Here is a 15,276-nt window from a genome sequence, read left to right as displayed (position 1 = left end):
TACTGCGGAGGCGGCGAGATTTGAACTCGCGAGAGGGGATTACCCTCAACCCGCTTAGCAGGCGGGCGCCATCGACCGGACTAGGCGACGCCTCCTCCGACGGCCCCCGGAGGGACACGACGACGACCAAGACTATCCGGCCGGGGGCCATCGGAGCAAAGCGGGTGGACGGCGACCGGCGACGGCCGGGACCGGACGCCGTGGGAGTGTCGACCGGGCCCCCTGTAATCTGGCCGAATCGACGGGGGTCGAGTGTTGAAGTCAACCGAGGAGGCCGTGACGGCGTCTGTACTACCGGGGAGCTGATCCCACCAGGTCGTCAGCCTGCCCTCAGGGCCCGCCAGCCGCGGGTCCGCATCGCCGCCACCCGTCGTCGATCCAGGAAACGGAGCCATGTCGCGGAGCACTCGCGCAGCCGGTCGGAGGTCTGCACCCAAGGCCAACCGGTCGCGCCACAAGGCGCACCGCGCCCGGACCGTCTCGAAGGCGATCGGCCTCACCCTGGTCAGCGCCCTCGTCCCCGGGTCCGGTTTCGTCATGGGCGGCCGGACCAAGCTCGGCGCCTTCGTGATGACGCTCAGCATCGGCCTGCTCGGGCTGCTGGCGTTCGTCGGTCTGACCAAGCGTGACGCCGTGCTCACGCTGGCCGTCGACCCGAGCCAGCTGCTGATCGCGACCGCCGCGGTGGTCGTGCTCGGCCTGCTCTGGATCTGGATCGTGGTCGCCTCCCACAAGCTGCTCCGCCCGGTCAGCCTGACCGCGGTCGGCCGGCTGGCCGGTTCGGCGTTCGTCGGTCTGCTCTGCTTCGGCATCGCGGTGCCGACCACCGTCGCGGCGCAGTCGGTGATGGCCCAGCGCGACCTGGTCGGCAGCGTGTTCGCCTCCGAGGGCAACTCCAAGAGCGCGACCCGGCCGAAGGTCGAGGACAAGAAGGACCCCTGGGCGGACACTCCCCGGCTGAACATCCTGCTGCTCGGCGCGGACGACGGCGCCGGCCGCGAGGGCACCCGGACCGACACCGTGATGGTCGCCAGCATCGACACCAAGACCGGCGACACCAAGCTGATCTCGCTCAGCCGGAACTGGATGCGGATGCCGTTCCCGGAGGACTCCCCGCTGCACAAGTTCTACCCGGACGGATTCTACGACCCCGACGGCCCGGCCGAGCAGCCCGAGTTCTACCTGGACGCGATGTACCGGAACCTCCCGCTGGCGCACAAGCAGGCGCTCGGCCCGTCCGACAACGAGGGCGCCGACGTGCTGAAGGTCTCGGCCGGCGCGGCGCTCGGCCTGGACATCGACTACTACATGCAGGTCAACCTCAAGGGCTTCGAGTCGATCGTCGACGCGCTCGGCGGCATCTCGGTCAACATCAACTACAAGGTCCCGATCGGCGGCGACTACAAGGGCCCGAGCCCGAACGACGACATCCTGCCGAAGGACTACCTGCAGCCCGGCCCGAACCAGAAGCTGAACGGCCACGACGCGCTCTGGTTCGCCCGCGGCCGGTACGGCCTGGACGACGCGTCCCGGCAGGAGCGGCAGCGCTGCACGATCCACGCGCTCGTCAGCAGCGCCAATCCCGGCACCCTGGTGACGAAGTACCAGCAGATCGCGTCGGCCAGCAAGAAGCTGCTGCAGACCGACATCCCGCAGGAGATCCTGCCGGCCTTCATCGAGCTCGGGCTCAAGGTCAAGGGCGCCAAGGTCACCAACGTCGACCTGGACAAGAAGAAGAACTTCCCCAGCGGCCAGAACCCGGACTACGAGGCGATGGCGCAGATCGTCCAGAACGCGATCGCGAACAAGAAGCCGGTCCCCACCACCACCGGCACGCCGACCAAGAAGCCGTCGACCGGCAAGACGAGCCCCGCCAAGCCGCCGGCCGGTGGCACCGAGGACCTCAACGACGCCTGCGCGTACCACCCGGCCAACCCCTGATCCCTGCGGCAGGAAGCTGTCGACTGCCTGACCGGCCGGGCCGGCGTCTGCCAGACTTGTTGCCGATGAGGATCTCGTCGCGTGTCCCAGCCGTTGCCGTGGTGGTCATCGGCTTGGTCGTGACGGGCTGCTCCGGCGAGACGCCGGTGAGCGCGCCCCCGACGACGTCGCCCACGCCGTCGACGCCTCCGCCTCCCCCACCGCCGCTGTCGGCGGCGCAGTACCAGAAGGTGTTGAGCGGCATCGAGCAGCGACTCCGGCCGCTGCTCGTGCGGGCGATGGCGGCAACCACCCCGGCGGCGACGGACGCCGCACGGCTCCAACTCGCCGCGGCGCTCGAACGCGAGGACAAGGCGCTGCAGCTGGTCACCGAGCCGGACGGCCTCTGGATGGCGCACGGTTCGGTCGGCGCGGTCCTCGGCGGCTACCGCACCCTCCGGGAGACCTTCAGTACCGGCAAGCTCGACAAGTCCACCAGCTGCGGCATCCCCAAGCCCGCGGCGATGCTGCTGTACGAGGCCAAGCGGGACATCTACTACACCGTCAACAGCAGCAGCATGGTCGCGGCGGCCAAGGGACTTGCCGCGGCGAAGATCACCTTCGGCAAGTCGCTGCGGGTCTCGGAGCCGGTGCGACCGGCGACGCCCGACCGGCGGGCCGCCAACGGCGCGGTGGTCCAGCGCTCAGGGCCTCGCGGCTCCGGCCGGCTGCGGATCACCAACGGCACAACTTCGGACGTCGTGGTTGCCGTCGTCCAGGGCGATCCTCGGAAGCCTCAGGCCTCGATCTACGTTCGGAGCGACGAGCGAGCGACGCTGACCGGAATCCGCGGCGCGTACTCGGTGTACTTCAAGTCCGGCACCGACTGGGACTCCGGGCGCCGGGGCTTCACCGATCTGTGTGCGTACGAACGGTTCGACCAGCGGTTCGCGGCGGAGTCCAGCTGGCAGGTCAGCCTGGAGAAGACGGCGATCGGGAATGCCACTACAAGCTCGGTGCCGGCCTTCTGAGATCCTGGCTCGATGCGTACGACGTACCGGATGCGGGCAGGGCGGTTCCTCGGAGTGCCGGCCGCCGGGCTGATCCTGCTCGGCGTGGCCGCGATCGCATGGGCGGTCGGGCTGCCGGACGCGGTGGTGGGTGTGTTCCTCGTGCTCGGGGGTCTGGTCGCGCTGGCCGGACTGTGGATCCTGCTCCGGCCGCCGGCGTTGCTGAAGCTCGGCAAGGACCAGATCGAGGTCCGGGGCGTGAAGACCGACTGGACCGACGTCACCGAGGTCGGCCGGGTCGAGACCACGCACGGCGAGGCCGTCGTCCTGCGGACCAAGCACAAGGACGGCTCGATCCTGATCCCGGTGCGCTGGCTGCCGCCGGGCCGCGACGAGCAGCTCGCGACCGACCTCCGGGAGCGGCTGAACGCGGCGCACGGCTACACCATCTGGGACGGCACTGCCGGTGAGGACGCCGATCGCGCAGAATGATCCGCGGTGGAAATTGTCCGGATCTGATCGAAGGAGTCGCCCGTGCTGTCGTTCGAGCTGTCTGCCGAGGAACTGAGCGTCTACCAGGGCACCAACCCGCGCCCGGACGACTTCGACCAGTTCTGGGACAAGGCGCTGGCCGAGCTGGCCGGGACCGCCGCCGAGGAGTCGTTCGTCGACGCGGCCGACTTCCCGCTGACCACGGCGACCGCCCAGCACCTGTACTTCAACGGCACCGGCGGCTACCGCGTGCACGCCAAGGTGATCCGCCCGCAGCAGCCGACCGGGCCCGCCGTACTGATGTTCCACGGGTACGGCGGCGAGCAGCCGCGCTGGGTCGACCTCCTGCCGTACGCCGCCCGCGGCTTCACCGTCGCGGCGCTGGACGTGCGTGAGCAGGTCGGCTTCCGCACCGGGTCCCAGGAGCCGAACACCTTCAGCCTGCAGAACCACCTGGTCCACGGCCTCGACGGCGGGCCGGACAGCCTGCTCTACAAGCACGTCTTCCTCGACACCCGCCGGCTGGCCGACCTCATCCGCGCGCTGCCCGAGGTCGACGCCTCCCGCGTCGCGGCGACCGGCTGGAGCCAGGGCGGAGGCCTGACGCTGGTCTGCGCCGCACTCACGCCGGAGATCAAGTACGCCGCCAGCGTGTACCCGTTCCTCACCGACTACCAGCGCGCGTGGGAGCTCAACCTGGAGCGCGGCCCGTACGACGAGATCACCACCTGGTTCAAGAAGCGCGACCCGCGGCACCTGCGCGAGCAGGAGGTCTTCACGACCCTCGGCTACATCGACGTACAGAACCTGGCACCACGGATCCAGGCCGAGGTCACGCTGTTCACCGGCCTCGAGGACCAGACCTGCCCGCCCTCCACGCAGTACGCGATCTACAACAAGCTCACCGGCGTGAAGGAGCTCCGCACCTACCCGGACCTCGGCCACGACGACCTGCCGGGCGCGCACGACGACATCTACCAACTGATCGGCGCCAAGCTCTGAGCACCCGGACCACCACCCCTGGTGGACCCGCAGTACCCGCCACCACCTGACTGATTGGTGAGTACTGCGCGTCCGCCGTGGGCTAGTTGGCCTCCTTACCGGCCCAGTAGTGCCAGGTAGGGGAAGCGACTGGGGATCGGGTCAGACCGTCCGGCCAGGTGGCCGGCAGGTCGTGACTCCGGGCCGCGTAGAGGATCACCTCCGAGGCGAATCGGTCACCGCGTACGGCGACCCGGGCGGCCGTCTCCGCCCGCATGTCGGCGAGGTAGTGGACGGCCGGCAGGAACTCCGCGCTGAGCCGCGGACTGAGCCGGCCCACCGCTTCGTCGTCCAGCCGGATCTCGACCACCATCCGGTGCCGGTCGTTGATGCCGTCGTCCTCCTCGACGGCATGCATCGTGCCGTACGCCCAGCACTCGCCTTCCGGCCGGAAGAACGGTGCCAGCACGTCCGGATGCACCTCGCTGCCCGGGACCACGATCCCGCTGCCCGGCGGCAGCACGTGGAAGCTCCCGGGCGGTGGCAGATTGACCGGAACCAGCATGTGTGGCTGGCCCAGTGCGACCGCCACACTGGCGTGGAACTCGGTGCCCTGGTCGCCCTTGCCTTCCCAGTCCGCCGGCTCCCACTCACTGACCCACAGGTGGCAAGGGACCTGCGGTTGCAGACCCTGTGCCACCAGTTCTGACAGCACCGGGTGGTACCGGTGCGCATCGTCCCTCGGCAGGTAGCCGACCACCTTGCCCTGCACCCGGACAGCGATCGAGCGCGGGTCGAAGCGGTTGTGCGGTTCCGGGACGAGATCCGCCGCGGTGTCCAGGTCTGCTCCTCGCGCTGGGATGGGATCGGGAAACAGGCCACGAATCGCCTGCTCGTGCGGGGCTTCCCGCACGACCTCCTGACCACACCACAGGGCGTCTCCCCACAGACTGAACGGATTCAGTTCCATGCGTTGCCCTCCAGTCCCCGTTGACCGGTTTACTCGGCTCATCCCGTCCAGGACCCTGGCCGTTACACCGAGTGAGCGTATGAGAACTAGACTGCCCAGCCGAAGCTCTTTTCACGCATGAAAAACGGACCCGAAACTCAACGGTGTCCGCTCGTCCGTAGTGTGGACGCAGGCCGTCTTGTGCTGCGGGAAAAGTGGAGAATCACGTGCAGATGCACGGGAAGGAACGTCATGCAGGGCAGTGAAACAGTCGCTCGATCGATCGTCGACGCACAGGCGGTGGAGCAGGCCGTCGGCCGGCTCGGCGGCGTCGCGCTCCGGACTCCGCTGCAACGCAACCCGCGACTCTCCGCACGCACCGGCGCCGACGTCTGGCTGAAACGCGAGGACCTGCAGGTCGGCCGGTCGTACAAGCTGCGCGGTGCCTACAACCTGATCGCCCAGTTGTCGGACGTGGAGAAGAAGGCCGGCGTCGTCTGCGCCTCCGCGGGCAACCACGGCCAGGGACTCGCGTACTCGTGCCACACGCTCGGCGTCAACGGCCGCGTCTACGTGCCACGGACGACGCCGCGCCAGAAGCGCGACCGCATCGCCGCGCTCGGTGGATCGCAGATCGAGGTGATCATCACCGGCGACTCGTACGACGACGCGGCCGCCGCCGCGCTCGCCGAGTGCGAGGCGTCGGGGGCGACGCTGGTCCCGGCGTTCGACGATCCGCGAACCGTCGCGGGGCAAGGCACTTTGGCGGTCGAGCTCGTCGAGCAGCTCGGCCACGCGCCCGACGTACTGGTGGTTCCGGTGGGTGGCGGTGGATTGATCGCCGGTGTTGCGACGTACTTGGCCGAGCGGCACCCCGGCGTACGGATCGTCGGGGTGGAGCCAGCTGGTGCGGCGAGCATGGCTGCTGCGTTGGCTGCTGGTGAGCCGGTGACGTTGGAGCAGCTGGACAGCTTCGTCGACGGTGCCGCAGTACGGCGGGTCGGTGCGGTCACGTTGCCGCTCGTCGCTGCCGCTGAGGTCGAGATGACGTCGGTGCCGGAGGGCCTGGTCTGCTCGGAGATGCTCGAGCTCTATCAGACCGATGGCCTGATCGCCGAGCCCGCCGGCGCCTTGTCCGCCGCTGCCTTGGGCCGTGGAGTCGAGGTGAAACCGGGCGAGACGGTGGTGTGTCTGCTGTCCGGTGGGAACAACGACGTCAGCCGGTACGGCGAGATCCTCGAGCGGTCGCTGGTGCACGAAGGGCTCAAGCACTACTTCCTGGTGACGTTCCCGCAGGAGCCCGGCGCGCTGCGGCAGTTCCTCGACCAGGTGCTCGGGATTGACGACGACATCACGCTGTTCGAGTACGTCAAGCGGAACAACCGGGAGACCGGCGTCGCGCTGGTCGGGATCGAGATCGGGCGGCCGGGTGATCTGGCCGGGTTGCTGGACCGGATGGACGCGGCGCCGTTGACGATCGAGCGGATCGATCCGGGATCGCCGGAGTTCCGGTTCCTCATCTAGGCCTTGGTTCGATGAGAATTCTGTAATGTTCGGCTCATGCGGTTCTTCGGGAGGGATCGCAGGCTGTGAACATGCGATCTCCACGCCTGATCTACCTGGCGGTTGCCGTGGTGCTGGCAGTGGCCGGGTTCGCGCTGACCCAGTACCTTGCGGACCGGTCGTCGCCGGGGCTGGGCGACACGGTCGTCGTACCGGCTTCGGGTACGTCGTCCTCGCCGCCCCCGTCGCCCGGGACGCCGCCGGCCACGCGGCCGACCGTCGCGCCGTCCACCGTGATCCCGTCGAAGCCCGGCGCGGACCCGGTGACGCCGGGCAGCCCGCGGACGGCCGGCGATGACGACGACCAGGACGACGACGGCATCGACGACGATCTGGACGACGACGTGGACGGCGATGACTGAGCCTTGGTGGTCTTCCTGAGACGCCGCGAGGGTGATGGCGACGCGGGAGATCGCGAGCGCCGGACCCGGCGGAGCGGGGTCAGTGCGCGGGTGCGGATCATCGGGTGGATGCTGGCGGTGCTCGCGCTGGCCGTCGGCGCGGTGGTCTTCCTGACCTGGCAGCTGCTCTCGGCGCGCTCCGACGCGTCCGCCGACGCCGAACTGACCCACGAGGCGACCAAGTTCCGCGCGTACGTCGGCTCGGACACCGCCCGTCCGCTCGACACCCCGGAGGAGCTGCTCGACCTCTGGCTGCGAACCAATCTCCCGGACACTTCCGAGGCGTTCTTCACGATCGTCGACGGACGCGCGTACCACCGCAGCCTCGGCACTCCGCCGGCACGCCTCGACACCGACCTCGCGTTCGTCCAGCGGATCTCGGCCGGCACCACCCCGCAGTACGGGTGGGTGGACAGCACGGCCGGCAAGGTCCGGTACGGCGTGATTCCGGTCCGGGTCGGCTCGCAGCCGGTGCGTTCCCAGCTGGTGCTGCTGGAGTTCCGCGACCTGCTGGCGCAACCGCTCGAGGACGCGACGAAGGCGCTCGCGCTGATCGGTCTGGTCACGCTGGCGATGGCGGCCGGTGCGTGCTGGATCGTCACCGGCCGGGTGCTCGCGCCGATCCGCGGCGTCCGGACGACCGCCGAGCAGATCGGCGAGTCCGACCTGCGCCGCCGGATCGATGTCGTGGGCAACGATGATGTGGCGCAGCTGGCCCGGACGTTCAACACGATGCTGGACCGGCTGGAGGTCGCGTTCGTCGCGCAGCGGGAGTTCGTCGACAACGCCGGGCACGAGCTGCGGACGCCGATCACGGTGATCCGCGGGCACCTCGAACTGATGAGCGACGACCCGGTCGACCGCGAGGAGACCCGCGCCCTGGTGCTCGACGAGCTGGTCCGGATGAACCGGATGGTCGACGATCTGCTGGTCCTGGCCAAGAGTGGGCGCCCCGACTTCCTCAAGCTCGAGGAGGTCAACCTGACCGAACTGATCATCGAGGTCGTCGCCAAGGCCCGCCCGCTGGCCGACCGCACCTGGCGCGTCGACGAAACCGCGGACACCACCGTCGTCGCCGACAGCCAACGCCTCACCCAGGCGCTGATGCAGCTGGTCTCCAACGCCGTACGGCACACCACGACCGACGATCGCATCGCGCTGGGCTCGCGCGTGCATCTGCTGCGTGCTGCTGAGGACTGCCCTGTGGGCGCGCATGTTCACCTGTGGGTCGCCGACTCCGGGGAGGGCGTGGCGCCCGGAGACCGGGAGCGGATCTTCGAAAGATTTGCCCGGGGCAACGATCAGGTGCGGACCGACGGCGCCGGGCTCGGACTGGCGATCGTGCGCTCGATCGCCCAGGCCCACGGCGGCGAAGTCCAGCTGGCCGACGACGGCACCCCGGGCGCGCGGTTCGAGCTCGTGCTGCCGTGGACACCGACCGAGGGGAGCTCACGATGAACCGGATTCTGATCGCCGAGGACGAGGACCGGATCGCCTCCTTCATCGAACGCGGGCTGCGCAGCAACGGGTTCATCACCACCGTCGTCGCCGACGGCGAGTCGGCGTACCAGGAAGCGGTCAGCGGTGCGTACGACCTGCTCCTGCTCGACATCGGGCTGCCGAAGGTCGACGGTTTCACCGTCCTGCGCCGGCTCCGCGAGGCGCGGGTGAGCATGCCGGTCGTCATCCTCACCGCCCGCGACAGCATCCGCGACACCGTCGCCGGACTCGAAGGCGGCGCCGACGACTACATCGCCAAACCGTTCGCCTTCGAGGAACTGCTGGCCCGCGTCCGCCTCCGCCTGCGCAGCGACGGCTCCGGTACGGCGGATGCCACGATTCTTCAGGTCGGTGACCTCAGCCTCGACCTCCGCACCCGGCGCGCCTCGATCGACGGCCGGACCGTCGACCTCACTGCCCGCGAGTTCCTGCTGGCGGAGGTCTTCTGCCGCCATCCTGACCAGGTCCTGTCCCGGGAGCAGCTGCTCTCCCAGGTCTGGGGCTTCGACTTCGACCCGGGGTCGAACGTCGTCGACGTTTATATCCGGTACCTGCGTAAGAAGCTGGGTCCCGACCGGATCCAGACCATCCGGGGCATGGGGTACCGCCTCCGCACGGACTGAGCTTCTGCTCGGTTGTCACTGGGAGCAGTTCGCTACCTCGAAGCCGCGGTCCTCGGACTCTGGTCTCTCATTCCGGACGCTTGCCGTCCAGCACCCCACCGAAGTGCTCGGAGTCCATGTCGGAGGGACAGCCGTCGCCCTCCTCATCGATCACCGGCTCGACGCGATCGGACTGCACCGGAGCTTCGACGTCATCGGACTGCACCGAACGCTTGACATCGTCGGACGGCGTCGGGGCCGGCGCACTGGTTGCCGCCGCCTCTTCACCCAGACCATCGCCCCAGGTCGCCGTGTGCGGCGTCGTCGCGCGAACCGGCTCGGCGCTTGCCGCCGCACCAGAATCCCGCTGGTCGTCCGCAAGGGCCTGCCCTGTCGCGGGTGCCGCACCGGCTTCCGTCGGCGGGTCGTCCGGGTGGGCTGTCGCGGCTCGGACCTGTAGTTCGTGTTCTCGCGCCGCCTGCTCGGTGCTGCGTAGCTGCGACTTCTTGGCCGCACCGGTGAACACCACCAGCAGAAGCAGCACCACGACCACGCCCACGACGATCCACAGGACGGTCATTCCGTCCATCAGTCCTCCTCGGCTCGATACTCGCCGTCACAGGTACCCGGGTCGCGCCCAGGACTAACCCACCGTCCTGGACGCGACCCGCACCACTCAGGGACGAACGCTGAACCGATAGTGGCCCGAGGCAACAGTCACCGTCGTACCGGCCCCGTCGACAACCCCGCTGACCCCCTCCACCTGGCGAAGAGCGCGACCACCTTCAGTCACCCGATCCGCCGACCCAGGAAGCTTCACGATCGCCGTAGTGTTGGCCGGAACCCGCACCTCGAGCGTGAACCGCCCGTCCGACTCCTGCTTCCACCGACTCCCGACCACCCCGTACGGCGTCCGGTGCTCGAGCTCCGCCGACGTGATCCCGTCACCCGGCGTCGGCGCGATCAGCGCCTTCCGGTAGCCGGGCTCCGCCGCCGACACCCCGGCCAGCGTCCGGTACATCCACTCGCCCACCGCGCCGTACGCGTAGTGGTTGAACGAGTTCATCCCCACGTCGTTGAACGTCCCGTCGGGATTGATCGAGTTCCACCGCTCCCAGATCGTCGTCGCGCCCTTGCCGATCTCGTAGCCCCACGACGGGTACGACGTGTTCTGCAGCAGTTTGTACGCCAGGTCCGAGCGCCCGATCTTCGTCAGCACCGGCAGCAGCCCGTCGACCCCGAGGAACCCGGTCGACAGATGCGTGTCCCGCCGCTGGATCGCCGCCGCGAAGTGCTCGCCCGCCGCCGCGATCCGATCGTCCGGTACGAGATCGCTCGTGAACGCGAGGATGTACCCGGTCTGACTGTCCGACCCGACCTTCCCGTCCGCCGCGACGAACCGGCCGGCGAACGCCGCCCGCACGTCCTCGTACACCTGCTGGTACTTCGCCGCGTCGGCCGTCTTCCCGATCGCCGCCGCCATCTGGCTCAGCTGCCGCGCGCCCTTGGCGATGAACGACGTACCGATCAGCTCGCCGGGAGTCGGGTCGTCGAGGTTCAGCCAGTCGCCGTAGTCCCCACCGCCCCGGATCAATCCGTTCGAGCTGGCGACCAGGTAGTCGACGTACTGGGCCATCGAGTCGTAGTGCTGCCGGATCACCGACGTGTCGCCGTACGCCTGCCACAGCGTCCACGGCACGTTGACCCCGGCGTCGGCCCAGCCCGCGTTGCCCATGCCGCCGTCGAACGCGTTCGGCACGGTCGGCGCGACACTTGCGTACGCGCCGTCCGCACGCTGCGTGTCGCGGAGGTCCTGCAACCACTTCGTCAGGAACGCCTGCGAGTCGAGGTTGTAGACAGCGGTCCGCGCGAACACGTTGATGTCGCCGGTCCACCCCATCCGCTCGTCGCGTGCGGGCGTGTCCGTCGGGATCGAGAGGAAGTTGCCGCGCTGACCCCAGACGATGTTGCTGTGCAGCTGGTTCACCAACGCCGAGTTGGTCCGGAACTCGTTGGTCTGTTCGCCGTCCGTCCCCAGCACGACGCCGACGATCGCGCTGGCCGGAGGCGCCATCGCGACACCGCTGACCTCGATGTACCGGAAGCCGTGGAAGGTGAAGCGCGGCTGGTACGTCTCCAGCCGGTTGGTCGCGAACGTGTAGTGGTCCGTCGCCTTCGCCGACCGCAGGTTGTCGGTATAGAGCGTGCCGTCGGGGTTGAGCACTTCGCCGTACCGGATCTTGACGGTCTGCCCCGGCGATCCCCGCAGCGTCAGCCGGGAGACGCCGACCATGTTCTGGCCGAGGTCGTACAGGTACACGCCGGCCGTCGGCGACGGGATCGCCTTGGCCTTCAGCAACTGCGTGACCCGGACCGGTTGATCGGTCTGCGGGACCAGTTTGCTCGTCGCACTCGGCCGGACCTGCACCGGCGTCCACTCGTACGCCGTACGCCGCGCATCGCGACTCTCCCCGTTGAGCAGATCGGCAACCCGTACGGCGCCGGGCGCGGTCTGCCAGCTGGAGTCGGTCGCGAACACGTCGCTCGAACCGTCGGTGTACGTGACCCGGAGCTGGACGATGAACGCGGTGTCGCTGCCGTACTTGTTCGCGCCGAACATCGCCAGGTTGCCCGCGTACCAGCCCGGGGCGACCTCGGCGCCGAACGTGTTCGCGCCAGACTTCAGCTGCTTGGTGACGTCGTAGCTCTGGGACTGGATCCGGCGGGCGTAGTCGGTCCAGCCCGGGGCCAGCTCCTGGTCACCGACCTTGCGGCCGTTGAGGTTGAGCTCATAGATGCCCTGGGCTGCCGCGTGGATGCGCGCCGATCGGATCTTCTTTGCCTTGGGCAAGGAGATCTGCTTCTGGAACACCGGGATGGGTTTGCCGGGCAGCCAGAGGTCGGTGTTGCCCTTGACCTGCAGACCGCCTTGCGGGCGGACCGTTCCGTCCGGGAAGGTCTGGTCGCCGGTGGGGAACTTGGTGTCGACGAGCACCTCGCCGCCTGCGCCAGTCACCTTCAGGCTGTGGACGATGCCGTCTTCCTCACCGTTCGTGCGGAACCCGACCACGCCGGGCGCGTTGTGGTCGGAGCGCTCACGGGTGTCGATCTGCACGTCGTCTAGCCAGGTGGTGATGGTTTGGCCGGAGGTGGTGATGCGGAGGTGGTGTTGCTGTTTGAGGTCAGTGCCCGCAGGGAGCGGGATCTCGCCGAGCAGGACGTAGCCGCCGCCTGGTTGCCGGACGTGCGGGCGGAGCACGGGTTTGTCGGGGGTGAGCTGGTTGAGCTGCCACATGTAGCCGAGACCGCCGCGGCCGCGGAAGAAGACGCCGAGCGCGTCCTTCACCAGGGTCACGTCCGCGTCGATCGTCGTATCGGTCCACTCGGCGCCCGGCTGGTTGTCGGCGCCGATCCACTCGCCCTGCCAGTCCGCCGGCTGCAGCGGTCCGGTCTCGAACGTCGCGGCCGAAGACCAGGCGGAGGCGCGGCCCCGCTCGTCCCATACGCGAACGGTCCAGCGGTACGCCGTGTAGGCGGTCAGCGCGGGCCCGCCGTACGGGACCTCGACGGACTGGTCTGATCGGACCACGCCGCTGTCCCAGACGTCCGGCCGAGAGGCGCCACCAGCCTTGCCCGATTCCTCCTGGGTCGGGTCGGAGGCCGCGGCGGACGAGCCCTTGGCCGAGTCCTTCGACACGTGGATCTCGTACCGGCTTTGGGCAATACCGCGCCGCTGGCCGTCGAGCTGCCAACTGAGGCGTGGCGGCGTACCGGCGACGCCGAGTGGGTCGGTGAGGTTGTTGGTCTTCAGGTTCAGGACCTGGATGGCGGAACCTTTCGGGTCGGGCGGAGAGCCGGTCGCGGGAACCAGCGGGGTCAGCAACAGCACGGCAGCCACCAGCGGGCCGAGCCGAGAACGGAACGACATGGGCGAACTCCTCACAGAGACGGGGCGATCTACAGGGGAGACGAAGCACTTCGTACGGGTGGTGCGGTGGGTTGGGTGGGCGGGGTCAGAGCAGGCCGCGGTGTGCTGCCCAGACGATGGCTTCGATGGCGGTTCCGAACCCGAGCCGGTCGCACGCAGCGCGGGTCCGGCGTCGGACGGTCCGTTCGGACAGGTCGAGCCGGCGGGCGACTGCTTCGATCGGCAAGCCGGTCGCGATCAGGCGGAACAGCCGCAGGTCTTCGGAGCTCAGTCCCCGCGGCAGCAGTTGGTTGAGGTCGTTGGAGGGCAGCAGGTTGTGGTCCCTCAGGTCCGGGTGGGCGAGGGTCTCGTTGTGCAGGGCGGTCATCGGATCACCTGGTTCCGAACACCCGGGACTCGGCGGCGTCCCAGTCGGCCGGTCTACCCTGCGGCGCATACCGCCGCAGACGATGGGTCGCACGGACCAGCGCGCGCATCGCGCCCAGATCCGGCAACGGTTCCCCTAGGGCGCGTGCCTGGACCAGCACGTTGCCCAGTGCGGACGCCTCGACGGGACCGGCGAGCACCGGCACTCCGCAGGCGTCCGCGGTCAACTGGCAGAGCAACTCGTTCTGCGAGCCCCCACCGATCACATGCACCACGTCGATCTCACGACCGGCGATCTCCCGCGCACTGCGCAGCGTCCGCCGGTAGGCCAGCGCGAGACTCTCCAGCACGCACCGCACAGTCGCCGCACGGGTCGCCGGCTTGTCCTGCCCGGTCCGCGCACAGAACTCGTCGATCCGCGCCGGCATGTTGCCTGGGGCGAGGAAGGCTGGATCGTCGGGATCGATCAGTACGCCGAACGCCGGCGTTTCCGCAGCCTCGTCGAGCAGCGCGACGAGGTCGTCGGTCCCCCAGACTCGCAGGCACTCCTGGAGGATCCACAGGCCCATGACGTTCTTGAGGAACCGCGTGCGGCCGTCGACGCCGCCCTCGTTGGTGAAGTTCGCTTGGCGGGCTTCCTCGGTGAGCACCGGCTCCGGCAGTTCCAGCCCGGCCAGAGACCAGGTGCCCGAGGAGATGTAGGCGAAGTTCTCGCCTTCGGCCGCCGGCACAGCAACCACAGAGGACGCGGTGTCGTGCGAACCCACCGCGATCACCGGAACCCGCAGACCTTCGGCGACCTCACCGTTCACGCCACTTGGGGTCAGACCGGTTTGGTCGGCTAGCTCGGGGAGGAGTGGGCCGATGAGGTGGCCGGGTTCTCGGAGGGTGGGGAGGAGGGTTGTGGGGATGCCGACTCGGTGAGCCAGGTCCTCGCTCCAGGTGCGGGTGCGGACGTCGTACAGCTGGGTGGTGGAGGCGTTGGTCGCCTCGGCGCCGGGGATGCCGGTGAGCCAGTAGGCGAGGAGGTCGGGGATGAGGAGGAGTTGGTGGGCTTGGTCGAGGGACTGTTCGGCGACCAGCTGGTAGATGGTGTTGAAGGGGAGTTGCTGGAGGCCGGTGATGGCGTACAGGTCTTCGGCGGGGACGGTGCGGAGGACCTCGTCCATCACGCCGTCGGTCCTGGAGTCGCGGTAGTGGATCGGGTTGCTGAGGAGGCGGCCGGACTCGTCGAGCAGGCCGTAGTCGACGGCCCAGGAGTCGATGCCGATGCCGTCGATCGGGCCACCGGCGGCGGCTTTGGTGAGGCCGACGAGGGTTTCGCGGTAGAGGTGCAGGATGTCCCAGTGCAGCGTGCCCTGGATGTCGACCGGGCCGTTCCAGAAGCGGTGGACCTCGGTCAGTTGCAGGGTGCCCTCGCCGATGTCGCCGACCATGACGCGGCCGCTGGACGCGCCGAGGTCTACTGCGGCCAACCGAAGAGTCATGGGGCGAAGCTCCTTCCGGGGCGACTGGTGCGGGGCAGAAAATCCAGCGCAGGTCAGGGGAAAGCGAAGTGCTGCAG

13 protein-coding genes and 1 tRNA gene are annotated in these 15,276 nt (G+C 68.9%); 8 read left to right on the top strand and 6 right to left on the bottom strand.

Translation table 11 applies throughout. From position 1 onward, the window contains the following. Positions 1–5: 5 nt before the first annotated feature. Positions 6–95 (bottom strand) — tRNA-Ser (locus HDA39_RS31165). A gap of 298 nt (positions 96–393) precedes the next feature. On the opposite strand from HDA39_RS31165, the gene HDA39_RS31160 reads away from it, so the two are divergent. The 4 genes from HDA39_RS31160 (at position 394) to HDA39_RS31145 (ending at position 4,424) form a co-directional block, all read left to right on the top strand. Beyond that, entirely contained in the window at positions 394–1,941 is a 1,548-nt protein-coding gene (locus HDA39_RS31160; protein ID WP_184801279.1) for an LCP family glycopolymer transferase, read from the top strand. Between the two features lie 65 nt (positions 1,942–2,006). Next, the gene (locus HDA39_RS31155; protein WP_184801277.1) at positions 2,007–2,951 is read left to right on the top strand and encodes a hypothetical protein; all 945 of its coding nucleotides are present in this window, start codon (positions 2,007–2,009) and stop codon (positions 2,949–2,951) included. Between the two features lie 12 nt (positions 2,952–2,963). Further along, complete coding sequence (locus HDA39_RS31150) at positions 2,964–3,422, top strand: hypothetical protein (protein WP_184801275.1); 459 nt, start codon at positions 2,964–2,966, stop codon at positions 3,420–3,422. 42 nt (positions 3,423–3,464) lie between these two features. Next, positions 3,465–4,424 (top strand): alpha/beta fold hydrolase, encoded by a 960-nt coding sequence (locus HDA39_RS31145; protein ID WP_184801273.1) that lies wholly within the window; start codon positions 3,465–3,467, stop codon positions 4,422–4,424. An 82-nt stretch (positions 4,425–4,506) separates the two neighbouring features. Here HDA39_RS31145 and HDA39_RS31140 read toward each other — a convergent pair whose 3' ends face one another. After that, positions 4,507–5,373 carry an HIRAN domain-containing protein gene (locus tag HDA39_RS31140; protein ID WP_184801271.1) on the bottom strand — a complete coding sequence of 289 codons (867 nt, stop codon included), beginning with the start codon at positions 5,371–5,373 and terminating at the stop codon, positions 4,507–4,509. 231 nt (positions 5,374–5,604) lie between these two features. On the opposite strand from HDA39_RS31140, the gene ilvA reads away from it, so the two are divergent. From ilvA to HDA39_RS31120, 4 genes are all read left to right on the top strand, one after another. Beyond that, positions 5,605–6,876, top strand: coding sequence for a threonine ammonia-lyase IlvA (ilvA, locus tag HDA39_RS31135; protein WP_184801269.1), 1,272 nt, complete (start codon positions 5,605–5,607; stop codon positions 6,874–6,876). A gap of 71 nt (positions 6,877–6,947) precedes the next feature. Next, positions 6,948–7,277 (top strand): hypothetical protein, encoded by a 330-nt coding sequence (locus HDA39_RS31130; RefSeq protein ID WP_184801268.1) that lies wholly within the window; start codon positions 6,948–6,950, stop codon positions 7,275–7,277. 90 nt (positions 7,278–7,367) lie between these two features. Further along, positions 7,368–8,774, top strand: a complete 1,407-nt coding sequence (locus HDA39_RS31125) for a sensor histidine kinase (RefSeq protein ID WP_337925967.1) — start codon at positions 7,368–7,370, stop codon at positions 8,772–8,774. Continuing rightward, on the top strand, positions 8,771–9,439 hold the full coding sequence (locus HDA39_RS31120; RefSeq protein ID WP_184801266.1) for a response regulator transcription factor: 669 nt from the start codon (positions 8,771–8,773) through the stop codon (positions 9,437–9,439). The genes HDA39_RS31125 and HDA39_RS31120 overlap by 4 nt, the downstream gene beginning before the upstream one ends. Positions 9,440–9,506: 67 nt before the next feature. Here the strand turns inward: HDA39_RS31120 and HDA39_RS31115 are convergent, their stop codons facing one another. From HDA39_RS31115 to HDA39_RS31100, 4 genes are all read right to left on the bottom strand, one after another. After that, the gene (locus HDA39_RS31115) at positions 9,507–9,998 is read right to left on the bottom strand and encodes a hypothetical protein (protein WP_184801264.1); all 492 of its coding nucleotides are present in this window, start codon (positions 9,996–9,998) and stop codon (positions 9,507–9,509) included. Positions 9,999–10,094: 96 nt separating this feature from the next. Then, the gene (locus tag HDA39_RS31110) at positions 10,095–13,346 is read right to left on the bottom strand and encodes a family 78 glycoside hydrolase catalytic domain (RefSeq protein WP_184801262.1); all 3,252 of its coding nucleotides are present in this window, start codon (positions 13,344–13,346) and stop codon (positions 10,095–10,097) included. A gap of 85 nt (positions 13,347–13,431) precedes the next feature. Next, on the bottom strand, positions 13,432–13,713 hold the full coding sequence (locus HDA39_RS31105; protein WP_184801260.1) for a helix-turn-helix domain-containing protein: 282 nt from the start codon (positions 13,711–13,713) through the stop codon (positions 13,432–13,434). A 4-nt stretch (positions 13,714–13,717) separates the two neighbouring features. Beyond that, positions 13,718–15,199: a rhamnulokinase gene (locus HDA39_RS31100; RefSeq protein ID WP_184801258.1), complete on the bottom strand. Its 1,482-nt coding sequence runs from the start codon at positions 15,197–15,199 to the stop codon at positions 13,718–13,720. Between the last annotated feature and the right edge of the window lie 77 nt (positions 15,200–15,276).

It is taken from the genome of Kribbella italica (assembly GCF_014205135.1).
Taxonomy (GTDB): domain Bacteria; phylum Actinomycetota; class Actinomycetes; order Propionibacteriales; family Kribbellaceae; genus Kribbella; species Kribbella italica.
The sequence above is the reverse complement of the archived record's forward strand: the minus strand, read 5'-3'. Positions and strand labels throughout refer to the sequence as shown.

Coding starts and splice junctions, on each gene's coding strand:
- ilvA (WP_184801269.1), top strand. CDS start 5,605: ATGCAGGGCAGTGAAACAGTCGCTCGATCGATCGTCGACGCACAGGCG.
- HDA39_RS31110 (WP_184801262.1), bottom strand. CDS start 13,346: ATGTCGTTCCGTTCTCGGCTCGGCCCGCTGGTGGCTGCCGTGCTGTTG.
- HDA39_RS31130 (WP_184801268.1), top strand. CDS start 6,948: ATGCGATCTCCACGCCTGATCTACCTGGCGGTTGCCGTGGTGCTGGCA.
- HDA39_RS31115 (WP_184801264.1), bottom strand. CDS start 9,998: ATGACCGTCCTGTGGATCGTCGTGGGCGTGGTCGTGGTGCTGCTTCTG.
- HDA39_RS31155 (WP_184801277.1), top strand. CDS start 2,007: ATGAGGATCTCGTCGCGTGTCCCAGCCGTTGCCGTGGTGGTCATCGGC.
- HDA39_RS31105 (WP_184801260.1), bottom strand. CDS start 13,713: ATGACCGCCCTGCACAACGAGACCCTCGCCCACCCGGACCTGAGGGAC.
- HDA39_RS31120 (WP_184801266.1), top strand. CDS start 8,771: ATGAACCGGATTCTGATCGCCGAGGACGAGGACCGGATCGCCTCCTTC.
- HDA39_RS31100 (WP_184801258.1), bottom strand. CDS start 15,199: ATGACTCTTCGGTTGGCCGCAGTAGACCTCGGCGCGTCCAGCGGCCGC.
- HDA39_RS31150 (WP_184801275.1), top strand. CDS start 2,964: ATGCGTACGACGTACCGGATGCGGGCAGGGCGGTTCCTCGGAGTGCCG.
- HDA39_RS31140 (WP_184801271.1), bottom strand. CDS start 5,373: ATGGAACTGAATCCGTTCAGTCTGTGGGGAGACGCCCTGTGGTGTGGT.
- HDA39_RS31160 (WP_184801279.1), top strand. CDS start 394: ATGTCGCGGAGCACTCGCGCAGCCGGTCGGAGGTCTGCACCCAAGGCC.